This is a genomic window from Bradyrhizobium sp. IC3195 (assembly GCF_020193585.1).
GTDB classification, from domain to species: domain Bacteria; phylum Pseudomonadota; class Alphaproteobacteria; order Rhizobiales; family Xanthobacteraceae; genus Bradyrhizobium; species Bradyrhizobium yuanmingense.
The window spans coordinates 48,792-66,917 of sequence record NZ_JADYVG010000014.1; the positions used below are offsets into that span (position 1 = coordinate 48,792).

Annotated in this window: 14 protein-coding genes; 6 read left to right on the top strand and 8 right to left on the bottom strand. The window is 57.5% G+C overall.

Features of this window, described 5'->3' with window-relative positions; translation table 11 throughout:
* Positions 1 to 328: 328 nt before the first annotated feature.
* Entirely contained in the window at positions 329 to 2,584 is a 2,256-nt protein-coding gene (locus I6F09_RS24320) for a hypothetical protein (protein ID WP_225189220.1), read from the top strand.
* Between the two features lie 714 nt (positions 2,585 to 3,298).
* Complete coding sequence (nolL, locus tag I6F09_RS24325) at positions 3,299 to 4,381, top strand: nodulation factor fucose acetyltransferase NolL (protein ID WP_225189221.1); 1,083 nt, start codon at positions 3,299 to 3,301, stop codon at positions 4,379 to 4,381.
* Positions 4,382 to 4,625: 244 nt separating this feature from the next.
* Here nolL and I6F09_RS24330 read toward each other — a convergent pair whose 3' ends face one another.
* The 3 genes from I6F09_RS24330 to I6F09_RS24340 all read right to left on the bottom strand — a co-directional run bounded on the left by I6F09_RS24330 (position 4,626) and on the right by I6F09_RS24340 (position 7,526).
* Positions 4,626 to 5,915 carry a carbohydrate porin gene (locus I6F09_RS24330; RefSeq protein ID WP_225189263.1) on the bottom strand — a complete coding sequence of 430 codons (1,290 nt, stop codon included), beginning with the start codon at positions 5,913 to 5,915 and terminating at the stop codon, positions 4,626 to 4,628.
* A 750-nt stretch (positions 5,916 to 6,665) separates the two neighbouring features.
* Positions 6,666 to 7,067, bottom strand: coding sequence for a hypothetical protein (locus I6F09_RS24335; RefSeq protein WP_225145103.1), 402 nt, complete (start codon positions 7,065 to 7,067; stop codon positions 6,666 to 6,668).
* A gap of 300 nt (positions 7,068 to 7,367) precedes the next feature.
* A complete protein-coding gene (locus tag I6F09_RS24340) occupies positions 7,368 to 7,526 on the bottom strand; it encodes a hypothetical protein (RefSeq protein ID WP_225183785.1) in 159 nt (52 codons plus the stop codon).
* Between the two features lie 168 nt (positions 7,527 to 7,694).
* Between I6F09_RS24340 and I6F09_RS24345 the strand changes: the two genes are divergently transcribed.
* Positions 7,695 to 8,027 (top strand): hypothetical protein, encoded by a 333-nt coding sequence (locus tag I6F09_RS24345; protein ID WP_225142002.1) that lies wholly within the window; start codon positions 7,695 to 7,697, stop codon positions 8,025 to 8,027.
* 414 nt (positions 8,028 to 8,441) lie between these two features.
* Here I6F09_RS24345 and hemN read toward each other — a convergent pair whose 3' ends face one another.
* Positions 8,442 to 9,776 carry an oxygen-independent coproporphyrinogen III oxidase gene (gene hemN / locus I6F09_RS24350; RefSeq protein ID WP_225189222.1) on the bottom strand — a complete coding sequence of 445 codons (1,335 nt, stop codon included), beginning with the start codon at positions 9,774 to 9,776 and terminating at the stop codon, positions 8,442 to 8,444.
* A gap of 1,401 nt (positions 9,777 to 11,177) precedes the next feature.
* Positions 11,178 to 11,345, bottom strand: a complete 168-nt coding sequence (locus tag I6F09_RS24355) for a hypothetical protein (RefSeq protein WP_225183788.1) — start codon at positions 11,343 to 11,345, stop codon at positions 11,178 to 11,180.
* A 562-nt stretch (positions 11,346 to 11,907) separates the two neighbouring features.
* Here I6F09_RS24355 and I6F09_RS24360 point away from each other — a divergent pair.
* The 3 genes from I6F09_RS24360 (at position 11,908) to I6F09_RS24370 (ending at position 13,623) form a co-directional block, all read left to right on the top strand.
* Entirely contained in the window at positions 11,908 to 12,252 is a 345-nt protein-coding gene (locus I6F09_RS24360; RefSeq protein ID WP_225129714.1) for a hypothetical protein, read from the top strand.
* A gap of 298 nt (positions 12,253 to 12,550) precedes the next feature.
* Complete coding sequence (locus I6F09_RS24365; protein WP_225129713.1) at positions 12,551 to 13,360, top strand: LuxR family transcriptional regulator; 810 nt, start codon at positions 12,551 to 12,553, stop codon at positions 13,358 to 13,360.
* Between the two features lie 65 nt (positions 13,361 to 13,425).
* Positions 13,426 to 13,623, top strand: coding sequence for a helix-turn-helix transcriptional regulator (locus I6F09_RS24370; protein ID WP_225189223.1), 198 nt, complete (start codon positions 13,426 to 13,428; stop codon positions 13,621 to 13,623).
* Positions 13,624 to 13,982: 359 nt separating this feature from the next.
* Here the strand turns inward: I6F09_RS24370 and I6F09_RS24375 are convergent, their stop codons facing one another.
* The 3 genes from I6F09_RS24375 to I6F09_RS24385 form a co-directional block, all read right to left on the bottom strand.
* Entirely contained in the window at positions 13,983 to 14,705 is a 723-nt protein-coding gene (locus tag I6F09_RS24375) for an outer membrane beta-barrel protein (protein ID WP_225129710.1), read from the bottom strand.
* 879 nt (positions 14,706 to 15,584) lie between these two features.
* On the bottom strand, positions 15,585 to 15,830 hold the full coding sequence (locus I6F09_RS24380; RefSeq protein WP_225129708.1) for a hypothetical protein: 246 nt from the start codon (positions 15,828 to 15,830) through the stop codon (positions 15,585 to 15,587).
* 679 nt (positions 15,831 to 16,509) lie between these two features.
* Positions 16,510 to 16,890, bottom strand: a complete 381-nt coding sequence (locus I6F09_RS24385) for a NolY (protein ID WP_225129706.1) — start codon at positions 16,888 to 16,890, stop codon at positions 16,510 to 16,512.
* Positions 16,891 to 18,126 lie beyond the last annotated feature (1,236 nt).

The following is an 18,126-nucleotide window of genomic DNA, read 5'->3' on the forward strand; positions in this document are numbered from 1 at the left end:
ACAAGATGCTCGTCACGTATGATCCATTGAGACTGGTAGCAGCTATGTGAGTCCCGCCGTGATGCTTGAATTCGGCGATCCACCGGCGACCAATTTCGTCGGCTCGAATACGAGACCGGCCAAGAGGTGCGGCAAAATTGGAACGACCCCGTCCGTCGTCAGGCGGGCGCCGATGCGACGCCGGTCTCGCGCGCAGCAATATCCTGATCTCGTCAGCTTTTTGAAAGGTTGCGGCTACAACAATCGAGAATCTGAACGAGCTGCTATCTCGCCGTAATCCAGGTCGTATGGATTGCTGCAGAGTCGATACAAACATGAGGAGAGCAGGATGGATCCGGTTGACCCATTCTTCGATTCAGGAGCCTGGATGCGGGAGTACGCCGCGCTGCAGGGGCGGGCGGGGCAGCGATCGGGCGAGTCAAGCGAGCAAGGCGACTTTGAGCAGCGGATGGAGGATTTGCATCTCGGTCCGTCTGATCAAAGCAAGTCACCTTCGCCTGATCGGCCTCCCGCAGGAGGTGGTCGAGCAGTCCGGCGGGACGATTTCGGCGGTTCGATGCGGGCGCCGCCGCACTCCGCTTTTAGGGAGGGTGCGCTCGGCGACACGCGCCGGAACGTAGACATTCTCAGCTTTCAGCTTCCCGCTTCGACGCAAGTGCCGCAGTCTGGTTTGCGAGATGATCTGTTCAGCAGCGCACGCTACAGCTTTCCGGACCCAGAGTCTGCCGCGTCGGCCAAGAGCGGAAAAAGCCGCGGATTATGGTCACGCTTCAAGTCGGGAATCGGCAAGGCGCTTGGCCGGAGTGGCAGCGAAAAGTCGTCGCGCGAGGCGGGGCAATCTGACCTCTTTTCGACGAATTTACGAATTGATTATGCGAGGCAGCCGGGCCGGACGCGCGGGGTCTCTGCGGCCGATGAGGAGCTCATTAAAGATTTCCGAAACAAGGCGGCGGGTAAACTCACCGACGGCACGATCAAGAATGCAGCAACCGATTTGCGCCATTTGAGCGCGCGCTTGAGCACGGCCGGCAGGCCCTCAATTGCGGATCGAATTAGCCGGGAATTGGATAACGCGCAGCAGGACAATCCCGAGGTGGAAAACCACCAGCTGGAAGCTGAGCTCGATGAGGACGTCGACACTTATGCAAAGGACCGCGTCACGCGCATCAAGGCGGCCTTGAAGAAGCTCCGTGAGGTCGGTGCCGGAAACGCCCTGGCGCCTGATCTCCGCCGACTGGCTCCTCACGGAGCGGACGCAACCCTCATCGGCATGTGGGTGGCGGCGGAAAAGGCGACACAGAGGATCGAGCCGGCGACGATCGACAGGCAAGCTCGCCGCATGTCTAAGCTGAGTGAGTGGCTGCAGACCCATGACAGGCCACCAATGGCCGGCCGACTTTCCACCCCCGCGTTTGTCCGGGATCTCGAGGAGTACAGGCTCGAAACCAACGATAAGAAGATCAACGCTGATCTGGTCAAACTTGGCCGATACCAGCAGATCCTGGAGGCGAACAGGGCGCTTGGATTGAGGCCTCCTGAGGATCCGGGCCAGACTTCTCGGGAAGCTGCTCGACAGCCGCATGCAGTGCAGGATCCTCCCGCAACGCCAGGTAGCCCGAGCGCGGGAACCTGGGATTGGCGTGGCGAGCAGGTCCCCGGGCCCAACATATTGATGCCGCCGCCGCCCAGCCATTGGCAGGCCGGTTCGTCGCAGCAGCTTCCCGCAACCCCGGCGACGCCGAGCGCCGGAGCCTGGAACTGGCTTGGCGAGCAGATCCACGGACCCAGCTCACCAGAGCCAGCGCCGCACTGGGCCGCGCATGCGCATCCGCCACTCGAGCTTCCTGCTACACCGGCCACCCTCGGCCAGGGAGCCTGGGCCTGGCTTGGGCAACAGATGCAAGACCCCGCATCGCCGTCGTCCGTCAGGCCTCGATCGTCAAACATCTACGGCGGTCTGGACTCCTTCGTTGATCTGGATCCACCCACACCTCACAACTTGCGCGACGATGCGCGCTCTGCGCCAGTATCTGAATTTGCAGACGCCTCGTCGTTCGCGGGACCGCCGGGGGCGGCTCCGGAGGTGCGGGATATTGGCGCGATCGTTGGCACCGGCTGGCGCCACGGCTCCCAGGCGGCTTCAGACGTGTTGATCGATGTATTGGGCAATATCCATCTGCTGCCAAACCAGTTCGGGCCAAGTCAGTTTGTGATCAATGGGGAGCGCTATTCGGCGACGCTTGGACCGGGAGGCCGCAGGGATGTTCGCCTGATCCATCATCCCCGCGTGAGCCAGCCGGATGAACCTGGCCCGTCTCAGTCGCTCCATCGTCCCCGGCCGATCGTATCAGCCGCGCAATCCGGTGAGGGGCCTGTTGATCTTGGGTATCTGATCCGCGGGGGATGGGAGCACCGAGAGCGATTCCTGCCGGATTACCTTATCCGCGTCCTTGAAGGCCAGGGCATCATGCCCGAAGTTGGGCGCCCGACTTATTTCGAGATCCGCGGAGTGCCTTACAAGGGCGAATTGGTGGAAAGCGAAGGCGGCCGCCAGCGCGTACGCATTTATCCTGAACGTGGCTGAAGAGGCAGCAGGGCTGCAATCGGACTTTCGGCGGGGCAGCTCGCGTAAGGCGTTCTATGTTGGCGAGGCTATTGGCAGGCGATGAATCGGTTGCAGGGGCACGGCCTGAACCGTCCCGCCGTCCTGCCTTCTCTTTGCAGAATCTGCCAAGCTCAACGGATTCTACGAATTTGGTGCATGCCCGGACCTGCTTTCTGCATCCCTGATCCTTTCACATAGTCCGCCAATTCTTGTCTTGAAAACCGCAGCTACTACGGATTGAACGCATTCGTGATCGACGGAGCACCGCGCCGCGTGCTGGCGATGGACAAGTGCCCAAATTCCTCGGCGGGCGCGGTAGTTCGCAACCTGCATAGCTTAAGCCTTCATGCGCAGTTCAGTTATTGCGCCGCTATGCAAAGTCTCCTCGCGCCGCAAACACCGGGTCCGCTCGGGAGCAGAGTGCAAGTGCCCGCTGGACCCGGGAAGCCGATGAAAGCGAGCTGGTGCGACAAAAATCGATAAACCATCGTATAGCTCGTTTCCCCCTTCCTTTCGGTCTTTATCGCACAGTCAGCTATTGGAGCGTAGACCCTCGGTGACAATTGTCTCCGCTGTCATCGGATATCTCGATTTCCATGCAAACAGACTACCTACGCAAGAGCGACGTGCCATTAACAATAGGTGTTGGCCAACCCCAGCATGTATTCGGCTGGTTGGATAAAGTGTGCCGAGATGTTGATAGATCATGTAACAGGAAAGGTTGTGCCTGAGACAGCGCACGATCGCGATCTCGCTTTGGACTTCACCAAAGGAGTGCTCATCATTTTAGTGATCGCCGGTCACCTGATCCAATATATCCTCTACCAAAATGAAGGATTTTGGGATTCGGCATGCTTCAAATGGATCTACATGTTCCACATGCCCCTCTTTATGGCGATAAGCGGTTATCTTTCTTGCCGAGCGCTACTGGCAAAGTCGTTCACGCAAGCTATCGGCAGTCGTGCGACGCAGCTCCTGGTGCCGATGCTGTTTTGGTGCTCTCTTCTGGAGTCATTAAAGTTTGCCGTGTTTCCCCGATCGGCGGGCGCACCAGACACCGTTTTGCAGTTCCTGAATGAGTTCGTCGGCACATACTGGTTCGTATGGGCCGCGTTCATTTGTTTCATCCTCACTAAAACTATTTCGATCTTCAATCGTTGGTTGCCCTGGGCCTTGTTCGTATCCGTCATTCTGGTCGTGCTTGCGCCTCTGACTTTTTCCATATTCCCTCTTATAAAGTATATGTACCCGTTTTTTTGCCTGGGATTCTTATTTGCGCAGTCGAGAGAACGGTGGACGAGCATAATGCGCTCTCACAGGGTGTTCTTGATTATGTCTGCCTCAATAGCGGCTATGATGTGCTTTCTGGCCTGGCGCAACGACACTTATGTCTACAACAATCTCGCTGTGGTCCAGGATTTGCAGTCGGCAAAAAATGTGCTTCTGATGTTTCTCGGCTCCGCAGCTGCCTCAGTGGTAATGATTGAGGTCCTGCTTCGATGCTGGAATATTGGTCGCTCAAATCGGGTGGTCCGCTTTATCGCCGAAAAACTGGGGCCGAGCACGCTCGTGCTGTACTTGATTCAGGGTACGGTATTCCGTCTCATGGATTCCATACAGTATGGAGAACTTTGGGACCCCACAATGAGGTCTGCCGCGGCTGCATTTCTCGGGACAACGATTGTTGCCGTCGCGCTAGCGGTTCGCTGGACCGTGCGCGACATTCCTTATCTGTCCCAGCTCATGCTCGGAGTGCCACCCCGCTCAATTCGATAAGTAGCTGTAACCGAGATCTGATCAGGAGGCTCTCGCAAATCATCGTAGGTTGCGTGCCTTGCGAACCTGCTGTCTATGCAAGGCGAGACAATCTGGAAAATGTCCGCGAAAATTGGGTCGTTGCTCCACGTAGTTTGCTTCCCTCGAACGTCTAGCGCAGATGCGGCCGATCCCTTCAAGGGGATCGCGAAGGTCCGGTCCCATGCGTCACGATAACGTCGGAGCAGAACGGCGCTTGCGATGATCAGAAGAATATCAACGTAGATACCAACAGATTGAGCGCGTGTTCCGTTTGGGGCGTGTGTGTGATGCTTGTCGGATAATGAATGTATGACAGTCCGACGCTTGCATATATCCCCGGAGCGAGATGCGCGATGTATGTTCCCGTGACTGCTGTGCTATCGCGGTGCGCAAGCTGGCCTTTAGCCAGAGCAGCATCCACTGCAAGCTTACTCCAGGCCGTGTTGGTCGCAACGAGGGCAATCAGATCACTGGGCCGGTTATCAAAAGGTCCCTTCGCATAAAGACGAAGCTCGTAATACCGGCTGATCCTGTTGCGTTCAGGTGGAGCTCCCATGACGGAAAAGCCGCCGTAGATGCCGCGAGACGGCGACCCAAGGGCGTCACTCTGCCAGAGCTGCCTGTCCGCAGCGATGTAGTGAAAATTATTTCCGCTCTCCCTTTGTTGCTTGGGATCCGCCAAATCCGTGTAGCGGCTAGTGTTGAAGCCAATGCCCGCCCGCAGCCACGTGTCGGGTAAGCCGGGAGCAGCCTTGCTCTTGTAGCCGGCTTCTTCGACGAAAAGGATGCCTGCATTGGCCGTGCTCCAGTTCAAGCCAGTGGGATTCTCCGTTATGTGGGCATAGGGACCATCGGGACTGATTGAGCGCTGGACGGAGACCTTCTTATACAAGCGATCGTCGAAATTGCACTTCAAGTTGACCGCCGGCGTGGGCGCGGCATTGGTGCTCATCCCTGCCTGGAACAAGGCAGACATGTTCGATCCTGTAATCCCTCCGAACAATGTACCGGTGAATTCATTCTGGTTTCTGAGGTAGCCAATTTTGAGCTCTAGTGTCCTGTCGAAGAAAGTCTGGTAGTAGGCGAGCGTATTGAGTCCCACTCGATCTGGCCCTGGGCGATCCCACGTCCAGTATTGCTGCTCGGCTCCTACGACAATCTGTCCGTCGGCAATGCCGAACCGGCTCAGATCGTAGGTGACGATCATGAGGTTCGCCGACGCGAAAGTCGGATTCTGGCCCATATAGAGCTGGTTTGCGATAGTGCTTCTGGCTGCATGCGGTAGCTGGTTGCTTGCAAAGGAGTTATGTGTCCACCCGATATAGCCGATGCCGACGTCCGCCAGCGCAGATCTAACGCCCCCCTTGTCCTGATCAATCGTATCTGCAGGACCAGGGATGGGGAACCACAACCCTTTTTCACGCAAATTGTCGTACCTTTGGAAGGGATCGATCGTTTTTTGCGGTCTCGTCTGAGCAGCCCTGTCCGCATTGCCGCGCTTCTCCAAAGGCACTCCGGGACCTGCTGCTGGCGCCGGGGCAGGAGGGCGGATTGCCTGACGGACCAGGTCGATCGGGAGCTTTGCGGCCCGGTCGGAAGTCTTTCCTCTTTTGCCGGTCTCATCCACAGGGTGGTTACTAGGATCAAGTCCGCTGGCGGTTTGTGCCCGTACGGAATTGCCGACCAGACAAGCCGCTAGCGAAAGTGCGATAGCAAGCCCAGATTGCTTTCGCCTTGGTCTGTAATTGAAAGAAAGTGCTGACCTAGCCGAGCATGTTCGAGGCGAGGTCGTCGCAAGAAGGCAATCACGCATGGCGTAGTTCGGGTCCATGTCTGCCGGACATGAATAGATTGAACTGCGGCCTGATTGGCCCAGAGTGAGCTCCCGGCGGAGTGTGCCACGCGCCTGCTTCCACATCGTCATTGCGAGCGCAGCGAAGCAATCCAGAATCCCTCCGCGGCGGCAGTCTGGATCGCTTCGTCGCCAGCGCTCCTCAGCAAGCGGCATCGCCGGCGTCCTTTCGCGTCCGAGGGCGAGGGGGACGAGCCAGAACGCGATCTATCCGAACAGAGCCACTCAGGCTTCCTGAACCTCTCAGCTCGCGGCGCGATGATGATCTGGTCCGAAACTTTGCTTGTGAATGACGTCGGTGCGCCGAGAGCCAGCGGAGAGCGCTGGCTCGGCAAATGCTCACGACGAGCGCGCGGGGCTTGCTGTCCTGGCCACCAGAACATTGCGAATGTCCACCTTGCTCACTGCGAGTCAGGCGGTGGCGCGCATCTGCATCGAAGGCGGCTTTCTGGACCAAACGGCAGCTACCCGAAAGCAAGGCTCGCCATGCAAGAGGCGTGGCTTCACGAAGCGCTTCATTGGTATCGTTGTCAGCGAAACACGAGACAATCGGCGGGCTTGAAGGCCGAAGAGCCTTTGAATTTGCGCGCGCGGCAACCACACCACAACATCCAACGTGATGGCCCAGGAGACCGGACGAATCAGCCATCGAGCAGCTCTGGCGGATATCGGCGAGCAGTTGCTGGTTGCCGTTAGCGCGGCAAAACTTGTCTTGCATCCGAATCCTTGATGTGCGCGGCGTTCGTTGGTCACGCTTGGCACGTGCCCGTCATCTCGAACAACCTGCCGGAACTGGTAGTTGATCAGGTGCAATGGTTGTCAGTCCAATCGGCCATTGCGGCTCGGCCGATCAGCCGTTGCGCTTACGTGGCCCGTCCCAGATGAAGTTGCTGGTCAGGCAAGGCGTAAGGCGGGAGTCCATCGAACACACTGCCGGATCAGTGGACGGTTTGCATTCGTGCCGGGGCAAGAAAAGACGATCTGCAAGGTTCTTCTGAATGATGAGAAAATGCTGCGCCATCGCCGACGAAGACGAGAACCATTGCTCGCTGGTGGCGCTATCATGGAGAACGCGCGAAAATTGTCGCGTTGCGTTGCTCAAGAAGGAGCGTTTCATAGGAGCAGGCGCAGCCGATCGGGAAGCTCGCCAAGATTGATTATTGTCGACGCTGGCAGCTCCTGGAGCGCGGGAGCATCGCGGGCGATCGCGTCGACAAAATAAGCCTGCTGGAATGGGATCTTGAGCGAGGAACAATGGACTTGATTGAACATGCGGCCGCTTCAGACTTGCGCCCGCTCTTGCACGGGCCGTCAAGACGGATTCTCCCGGTCTTGGTGCTCCCGCTTGTCCTCGTCGGCTCGTGTGCTGCTGGCGCCTGGCTTTGGGCTAACCTTGAAGAGCCTGTCGAGACGTCAGAAAGCAGGGATGTCGCTTCAACAATGAGCCTGTCACTGGAGGACAGGGCATCCCTATTCGAGATAAAGTGGGCACAGCAGAAAGCTGGCGATGAGATCGCAGAACTCAACCGCCAGATCGATGCCCAGCGGGATGTCCTCAAAGGGATCCTGGATCAGATCACCATGCTGACTTCGCGGATCGATGCGCTGCAGAGTTCAACACCTGTCCCTTCTGCTGCTTCCGAGCCTCCTTTGTCGCCACCCCGGGCTGTTTCGAGCGTCGCCAGGAAACGCTTCGGGCGGTCCAAACCACATGGACCTGTTTCCGTCGGAGGCGCGCCAGTGATTGCCGGACCGAAGACAGCCGAGCCTTGAGTCTGAGACGCTGCGGGCGTGGTCGAGTGTCCAACTGTGCTCGAGGAGGTGGACCATAGCTTCGCAAAGCTGCCTCCAGCCGTAAAATTCCCGAAGCTGGTGCGGACGCCGGCGTCTCCAACGGCACGTCGCGCTGAGGCAGTCACCATTATCAAGAGCACTCAAGGAGAGGTGGGGCAGAACCCTTTCGGCATGATCGAGCCGTGGCCCTGAACGGCGGAATCCGCTGCGCTTCTCCTTCAAATCAGCTTCCTTTTAGTCAGCCCTCCCGGTTTGAGGCCATATCTGAAAGATTGTTGTCATGACACCGCCGCTGCATCCTCGAAATCTGGCCTGTCTGCCGGAGGTGCCTCTTCAGATCATTCCGTCGAGAAAAGCTTAGATCTTTGGGATCTGCTCACATGCGCGGCTTAGTTAATAGGGGGTACGGTCGAGATAAGTGTCGAATGCGGCAGCAACAGCACGAATGACAAACCGGTGTTCCTGCTTGACCCGAATGAATCCCTCTTCAATGTCCACTATCCCGTCTTCGGCAAGCATTCCCAGCCGGTCGGCCGAATTGAGAAGAGGAATCGGATCAAATCCGTGAGCAGCACAGATCGCTGGTACGTCGGCCTGCAAATCGCACATCAGACGCTCGATAATTGCGGCGCGGAGCCGATCTTCGGGGGAGAGACAGTAGCCTTTTGAGGTTGCCAGACGACCAGCCTGAATGTGTTGGCCATAGGAAGCGGTTGCGCTCTCGTTCTGGACGTAACCGTCACGCAGACGGCCGATGGCTGACGGACCTAAGCCGATTACGGTTTTGCAGGTATCAGCTGAATAACCCAGGGAGTTGCGGCGCAGCTGACCGGCTTTCTGCGCCAGCGCCAGCTCGTCGTTGGGCAGGGCGAAATGGTCGAGCCCGATCAGGCGGTAGCCGGCCGAGACCAGCGTATCTGCAATAGCCGCGGCTTGCTCGGCGCGGGCGACATTATCCGGCAGCGCCGTCTCATCGATCTGGCGCTGACGTTTCATATAGGAGGGGACGTGAGAATAGCCGAAAACCGCAAGCCGGTCTGGCCGCATCGCCAGGGCCGTCCGCGCGGAGTCCACGCAGGACCGCACCGTCTGATGTGGCAGTCCGAAGAGAAGGTCGAAATTGATGCGCCTTATCCCATGCTGGCGAAGGCTTTCGACGACAGAAGCCGTCTGCACCTCACTCTGGACGCGGTTGACCGCCCTTTGAACCACGGGGTCGAAGCTTTGCACGCCTATGCTCGCGCGACTGATCCCCGCCGCTTCTAACGTTTCGACCATCTCGGCCGTGAACGCACGCGGGTCGATTTCTATGGCGATGGTAGCTGATTTGCTGAACGCGAAGCAGCGACGCAGGAGTTCCATCAAGCCCAGGAAATCAGTCGGCGCAATGGTGGTCGGCGTCCCGCCGCCGAAATGCACGTCGCTCACCGGCAGAGCGGGCGGCGCTTGCTCTGCGACCAAGCGTATTTCATCCCGCACCGCCGCCAAATAATTGCGGATCGGACGCTCGCTGCGAGTGAGGCTTGTAGGGAAGCCGCAATACCAGCAGATCGAGCGACAGAACGGAACGTGGAGGTAGAGCGATACGGGTTCGTTCGGCGGCAGCCGCCTCAACCATGTCTCACAAATCTTGGGACCGACCATCGCGGAGAAATCCGGTACGGTTGGGTAGATGGTGTACCAAGGCAGGCGAGCATCGCAATACTTGTTTATGAGGGAGGTCTGCAAGGCTTAACTTTCCCATGCGCAAACAGCGTGAAACTGACCGGTGCCCTCTCTTGTGTCTTTGCGTTATGTCAAACGCGCCTAACTGTTCTTGAGATTGATCCCGCTCTCGATGTCACTGCCAACCCACCTTAGGGCCGGCAGTGGGAGTGAGCGTCGCTCCTTGGCGATTATCTGGAGTCTTGTGGGTAGAATGAACGTGTCTTAGGAGTACGGCCCAAGCGGCTCGACGTCCTCCGACTAGGCTGTGTGCAGTGTCAATCATTCATCCGAGGGCGCGTCGCTTCTGTACTCCCTGACATGCAGCCGTTTTGCGAGGAAGACAGGGATCTAAAGGCATCATCAAGAGCGGGCAGGCTGTCCCGAGACGTTCAAACATGTGCATGCTCGCAGCATTCGACCGGTGCCTCCCGTCCAAGGCCGGCGTGTCACGGAAAATACGTTGCTTGCTGGATGAAGAGCGCCAAGTTCGCGATCGTACAATGTGACGCTGCGTGCGATTCAAGTCCTTTGGAGCAGCTCACGAAAAACATTGTCGAAGTTCAAGTACAAAACGCAATGAGCCTCAATTCCGCCACGCTACTTGTCTCATTGCCGCGAGCATCATCACGGATGTACTGATGATGTTGGGGCGAGCCCGGCGCACTTTCACACCCGGCAAAGTGCGTCGGGTGCGCCTTGGTTCGGCGGCGTCTCGTTCCGGCTCCAATGCAGCTCGCCAACTCACAACAACTTGCAGGTCCTGCTTATAGCGAACGCGAGCCCGGCCAGAAACCTCACACGTGACACTATCTGCAGTATTCTATTTTGCTTCAGCGCTTGATGTCTTTTGTTTTTTGACATCGCCTTTGCGGCTAGCGGAACCGGCAGAGCGCGCACAATTGCAGTTGCCCCTCATTGGCCTCGCGATCAATCCGGTGCACCAGCAGCAGCTCTCACTGTTTCACATAGCCCGCCTGGTGAAGCGTCGATCATCCCGTCACAAGGAATCGTTCTCGCGCGGCGGCCTGGAGGCCATCTAGGCAGAAGCCAGCTCGGAGATCTTGCACGGGATCATTACACGGCGGGATCGCGCGCTGGCATTCCAGCCCATTCACACTGGATCGAGAAAGTTTACGCTTCATATGCCGATCGGGTCTGAAGATCATCTTCCGCGAATGAGAGCTGATGACGACTCCCCGCAAGACGGTTGGCAGCAACAATCAAGCACAGCGACGGCTACGTACGTCAGTATATGATCTGTGGCGATCATCGCCTTCAGTTCGCTGTTGAAACGTTTGCGGCAAATGTCAATACTTCACGCCCCCAAACCGCCTGACTCTATCAGCAGCCTTTAGCGAGACCGCGTGAGAGGGTCTCGGCGTGTTTCAGATGGAGATGGGATCGAAGAACGACCGCGTCGACTCACCATTGCGGCAGCGAGCGCCATTCCTGTTGTAAAACGGCGTCGAACTCATCGGAGAACCGGTGAAGGATGACTCTCTCGGCGTGCTTGATTTCATAGGGGCGGCGCGATGGTGGCAGCTTCGTGGCGGAGGGGGCGCATTGCCGCGCCTCCGCATCCTTGCCCATTTCGAATTGACTGCAACTTTCTGGCGCTCAGCACATCTTCCCTGACAATCTCCATTAGCAGCGCGCTGCAAGGACGGACTTAACCCAACTTTCTCCGAACTTGGACTAAGATGGCTTGCAGACTTAGTCGATGCGCGAGCCGATAACGAGATTGGCGCAGCTTTTCAGAATACTGATAAAGATCTCCTGGCCCCTACTGGTGCTGCGGCTCGCGCAAATGGCGCTGTCGCCTTTGCCTCCCAATGTCATGATTGCTTCAATGCACTTACCTTGCGACCAACCGGCCGCCTTTCAAGCCCTTGTCCCGGCGGTGATTTTCGCGAAATCAGCAGTTGGTATGACACTTGCTGGACTGGTGCGATCCGATCCGGGGTCCTCTCCCTTCTGGAGATGCGCATGCAAAGTGTCCTCTGCATCAAGCGGGTCTCGCGACTGCGAGTATCTCCCATTGCGTCTTTGACGTGGCCATTTTCTGCCCTTTCGACTCATTTGCGCCGGATCTGCCGGACGGACCCGCTGAGACGCCGGGAGATGATGCGAGGAGTATGGCTTCGGCTGTTCCGTGTTGCTCATCGATCGCGTCCCCGACGCCGTCATAGGGCGGAGCATCAGCCAACGGTTAGCGATGGCAATTCGCAAGATTGGGAAGAAAAATGACGCTCCTGTTGTCTTCGTCGGCAAGCAGAGAATCGATACCTACAACGCGCAAGTCGAGTCCGGCACCGCCAACCGCATGGGCGTGCTCTACCTTACCTGTATCGCGGAGTTTAGTGCCCAGCATGTCCTCGTGCTTGGCCTCGAGACAAAGCGAACCGTCTTTCGGACAGGACCATGGTTTCTCGCCATCCAATCTAAACAGAGCTGGGCCTGTGACCGCTCGTGCTGTTTGGTTCGTCTCGCCAGCTGAGTCGTCAGGGTCATCGGGCTTTCTATCACCGCCAGGCCATCAACACGGACGACCGCCCGGTGATCTCCGATTTCGCCAGTACGCTATCGGCGAGCTCGACCAATCACTTTGCCTGTGCAACGGCGCTTCGATTGCGCCGTGCCGTTCAGCCTCGGACCAGGGATGATGGCGGTATCTCGGCTGTTTGACGGGACGATCATGCCGGCGCAGCCAGCGGCAGGGCACGAATCCGGGAATGGCATCTGACGCAGGGTGTGGCGCTCAGACTTCACGAAGAACAAACCAAAGGGTTCAGGTCATGGATTTGAATTTGGCTCCGCCTGAAACAAGCGCAATCGAACACAATGACAGGGAGCTTGATCGAGGTTCTGAGGCGCCCATCACGGATCTCTTTAGCTTCACCGAATGCGCGAAACAGACGCATTCGCTCAGAGCGTTGTTCGAGCTTCTTGTAAGCTGTTCTACCAAGGAAGGGTTCAGTGAAGTCGCTTTCGGCGCTCTCAACTTCGTCGAGCCACTTCGGCTGGCGGAGTATCCACCTCCGGCTGTGGCTGTGAAGTGGCCGCCGGACTGGTGCGACCGATACTTCAAACACAAGTACCATACTATCGATCCGGTGATCCGGAGGACGCCGATGCAATCGCGGCCGTTTTTGTGGGACCAACTCGCCGACCGCTATCAACTTCAACCGGACGAGAGACGCGTATTGGACGAGGCGAGAGAGGCGGGCCTGAAGCATGGCATGAGCGTGCCATTGTTTGGCCCGTTGGGTCGGGTATCCGTGGTGTCGTTTGCATCTGCGTCCGACGATGCTGATCCTCAGGATCACATCGGTCATCTCAACGCGCTGGCGTCGCAGTTTCACACCGCCTATGGCGACATCGCTCGTCCCTGCGATAATGATTGCGAAAGAAAAATTGCACTATCGCAGCGGGAGATCAATTGCTTGCGGTGGGTGGGAGAGGGGAAATCGTCATGGGAAATTGGGAAGATCCTGAATATCAGCGAGAATACAGTCAATTTTCATATCAAAAATGCGATGCGAAAGCTGGGCGCGACCAGCCGGATTCAAGCGGTCCTTATGGCGGTTCGCCTCAATCTTCTTTGAATTCATCAGTCGAATGGAACGAGCACCAAGCGCCAATCTTGCTTCAGCTTCTGGCAGGTTAATCGATGCCCCGCGATAATGATTGCGAAAGAAACGTTGCACTATCGCAGCGGGAAATCAGTTGCTTGAGGTGGCTCGCAAGGGGGAAATTGTCTTGGGAAATGGGGAAGATCATGAACATCAGCGAGAATACAGTCAATTTCATATCAAAAATGCGATGCGAAAGCTCGGTGCGACCAGCCGGATTCAGGCGGTCACTATAGCAATTCGCCTCAATCTTCTTTGAATTCATCAGTCGAATGGAACGAGCACCAAGTGCTAAATCTTGCTTCAGCTTCGGGCAGGTTAATCGATGCTTATGGAGCTCCGCAACCTCACGCGGCGAGAGGTTTCGGACTTGCCTCAAGGAGTGTTGTATTTGCGGCTTCGCCGAAAGTGCCATCAGATGTTGAATCGACGGACCTCGTCCGCCAGTGTTGAGGTCAGGCGGCGTCGTTCCATCCAACCGGTGATCCCTGCTTAGACGAACTCGGACCTGGTGCTTCGGAAGGGGAAGGAGCGTGTGAAGAAAGAACCCCGACCGCGGTCGGGGCTCCCGATTCACGCAACCGCGTCGAGATCACTATTTGGCAAACCCAGGGCCGAACTTGTAATTGAGCCGTGCCGTGATGAGATCGACGTCCTGGTGGACGCGATCGGCCGCAACGGCCGCTGGGAAGCTTACGTTGCTGCGCTGCATGAACAAGTGGGTATACTCGACGCCAGCTGACCAGCTGGGCGCGAGGCTGACTTCGGCACCGGCGCCCAGCGCGCCACCCCAACGCACATCATTGTCTACAATCTCGGTGCCAGTAGCCACCGAGTTCAAGTGATAGGTGTTGCTGGTCACCGCAGCACCGCCCTTGGCGTACAGCAGCACGGCATTGAACGTGTAGCCAATATGGCCGGTGAGCAGACCGAACGCATCTGTCTTGGTGCCAATGGTGTTTGCTGGGAAGGCGGCGCTGACATTGGAGCCGCTGAAGTCGGCCCAATTGCCCTGGCCTTCGATCCCGTAGACCATGTTGAAGATGTGCCAACGATAACCAATCTGGCCGCCAACGGTACCGCCAGTCGAATTATGGCAACCCTCGGGAGTGACTCCATTGAAATCCCAGCAGTTGCGGCTCGTTCCCCAGCCGCCATTGACACCGATATAGTAGCCGGACCAATCGATAATCGGGGCTGCGACCCGGAGCGGTGGCGCCTTGACCTGGACGGGCTGCCCGGCGAGGTCCGTGCCGAATGCGGGAGCGGCCGCACTGAGTGCGCCGATGCTTGCGGTCAGAATCAGAAAATTCTTCATTCGAGTGTTGTTCCTTTCGGTGCCCCCAGCGCCGTGCGTTTAACAACATGATCGCGAATTGCTGTAACTGCCGCACAACATGTCCTCGAAAGAAAAGGGTCAAATCGCACGCCGCGTCAGATTGTGGCGCGCGAAACTTGCCATGCACTGCCTCGGCCGAAATGCTGCGGCCTGACAGTGGTCGCTTCGCGCAGATGCTTCTTTGAATACGAGCCGTTCGTGATGGCTTGTGATGGGACGCAATGCTGCGAGGTGTTTGGTTCCCTCTCGCTAACTAGCGACAAGGCCAGTCTGCGCCAACACGTCCCGTGCATGCTCGCTGTTCAGAGAGTTCGGCAAATGAAGACCGCTGATCGAAGACGTCTCGGGCGCGCAAAAGCTCATTCTTCCGGCAGGAGGGCCGTGCTGCCGCTTGCAGTCATGGGCGATGCGGCGATGATCGATCACATGCCTGGATCGCTTTGGCTCCGGACCTATCATAAGTGCAGCACGATTTTCCTCTGCTAAGACCTCGATCGACGATGCCAAGAAGCCGATGCGGCTGTGCCTGACGAGGCTCTCGCTTGAAGTTGAGCAAGCTCGTGCCGAGCCAAGGTCAGGAGAGAAAACGCTAGGGCGTTTCCGCTGGCGCGAGCGAATATTAGCGCGGCTGTTCCGTCCCGTCGCCGACTTGCTCTGGGTTCCAGGTTACTGGTCTGGGGTCACTAGAAGAGCTGCATAGGCAACAGTCGTCGCGAACGTGCTCGTCTTCAGCGGGGCTGAACGTGAGTGGAGGAAGGTCAGCTCGAGCACGCTCTGCCCCGGTTGTTTTCCCGCCGCATAAGGTCCCCAAGAGCCTTAACGAAGGCGAACTTATATGGCAGTAGAGGTTCAAGCGCCTTATTGCTCCGTCGACGGCGCCAGTTCAGCCCGCAAGCTGCGTATCGCCTCGTTTGCCAGATTTAAAGTATTCCGTTCGCCTTTCCTTATCGAAGACTCAAGGAAAGTGCGCAACCGGCTGTGGAGGACCGTCTTGAGATTATGCGCCAGCAACGGATCCTTCTCAACAAAGCGCCAGGCCTTATCAAATGCGACGCTCACGATAGCATCTGTCATCTGCACTTGCTCCGGTAAGAACTGATCCATCTCAACACTCCACGACGTCCTGATACAAGGAGGTACTTTGGCAAAGCTAACCGAGAGCCTGTGGCTTGTCCCAGCAAGTAAGACATCAGAGCAGCAGGACGCTCGGACATCGAGCTGCTCTCGGTGCTTCAATGAATCTATAGATGTTTGTTGAAGTTCCGATGACCCCGCAGTCGTATTGCCAGGCGCAATTCGAATAATTCTGAAGCGGCTGAAACGAGCACGCGTCGCGCGACTTCGTTACCGCAGCGCTCTTGTTGCTCGGCATCGGTCAATAACTGCGGCTCTTCCTGCAATCGGAAAATCGGCGCCATGCCAATCACGACTAAAGCCACAATGAAAATGGATCGTTCCGCTCCATTCGCAGTCTCAAGCTAAGAAGCGTTTCTGGAAGCGTGTGGCGTTTTCCGAACACTGCTTGTTTGCTTTCTGATACTGTCCGGGGCCGGTCGTCCTTTGCTCCGCCCTGCGCGTGGTCTCCTGCTCTCGGTGCAGGCTCCAGCTTTCGAGCATGGTGGCGAACAGTTGCGATATGGAAAAGCCAGCGGAACCGGCGCGCTTACGGGACGGTGTGCCCATAGACGCCAAGTCGTCGATCCCCGGTACGTACGGCCGCAGCAGTCAGCCCAGGGACGTTCGATAAGCGCGCCATCAACCGCAGAAAAAGGCAAATGAAATCTCAGTCGGCTGCTGCTGAACGTGACAGAATTAGTTTCGCGATCTTCAGTTGATTGGCGGGAGTTCGAAGCACTGCCGGTAATGCTGCCACGGCCTGATCGAGAAGGCGTCCCAAAACCTGAAGGTCTTCTGGGTAGTAAACGCCACGGTCTCGCGACAGTCGCGTCGTGCGCTGGTCGCTGGCGCGGCCCCCGGTACTGGTATCGCCTAGCTGGCCGAGCTCCACTTCCGCCGTAATCATTTGGTTTGTGAGTGCGTTCAGCAGTCGGATCGCTTCGAGCTCGTTGCCTTCTTCGCCTATGAGGGCGGCCACGATGTCGAGTTGCAGGTCGATGCGTTCCTCAAGGTCCTCTGCGCGTGAATTGGAAGGGTCAAGTTCCACGGTGTCGCTCCAAAGTGGTTAAATGCAGGCAGCAGGCTGAATAACGGTTGTGGCAGACGGCGATAGAACGAATGGCTGCTGCACAAGGCAAGGTGCGCACGCACGGTCGCCGAAGGGAGGGGATGGCAGGCATGTGCCGCGAAACGACCGCAAAGGCGGAATCGACGGTATAGAGCGCTGCGAACTGCTTGTAGATGGCCCGTCATTTGATTGGATCGTCGAGCCGGTCCAGCGCGTTGGGCCGTGGCAGTGACTCCAGCTAGCGGGGACACCGCTGATGACGGCAAGTCGAGAAGCGAGGCCCGAACTGCTGCGGGATTGCTTGCCGCCTGACATAGCGATCTAGACGTAACCGGAGGCCTCGCCAGACGAGGGATAACCGCGTCGGGATATGGTCGAAGAGCGCCGGCGCATAGAATGAGATAGGGTGGCGTCAGTCTGTAAGCAGTGGATGTGGGGGCGGCCCGCCGACGAGTACTGTGCATGCGAGCGGAGTGAGAATCCGCGATCACACGACGTATGGGCGTGGGCAGCAAGATCGCCAGACTGGTCTCATCACGCCGATCGACATCAGTGCATCGTCCTGGCCGGAGGATATGTCGCTTGCACTTAGCCTGGTCAGATAGCTGATCGCACTGCTTTGCCTGAAGGCCGCGACAGCGGCGGATTGTCGACGCTGCCCGCCTGGTCAGGGCGGAAAGTCCCGCCCGCACCGGTGTAGAGGGCAGTTCGACTGCCCGAATTCTATGCAGCGCACGCATTTACTTTGGCCAAGCAGTGTGCGCGAGAGCCGATCTTCTTGGAGCGCCTTAGTAAGATTGCAAAGGGGGAGGCGACAGCGCGATACGTTGCGCGCGAGACGTTGCGATTGGCCATCCGACTGGATTTGCGCCGCACGCGTCTCGATTCCAAAGATTGATGGGTGTCGTTAGGGATGCAGCCACGAGAAGCTTGAATCGGCCTGCGACTATGCTGATAGCAAGAAGGATCCATGGTCACACGACATTCGTGAAATGTGCTTTCCGGAAACCGGCGATCGACTTATGGGGTATTTGGCTGAAATTGGTAAAATCGAAAGTGTTGATGGGACGCATCCAGTTCGTGGATCGCGTACACGAGTAATCTCATCGCGTACATCGAAAATGGGTTATTTAGTGTTTTCCCGCAGTCTTGGTTCAGTGAGTTTGAGGGCCTTTAGGCGAGCCTGCTGATTCGTTGATGACCGGCCATGATAGA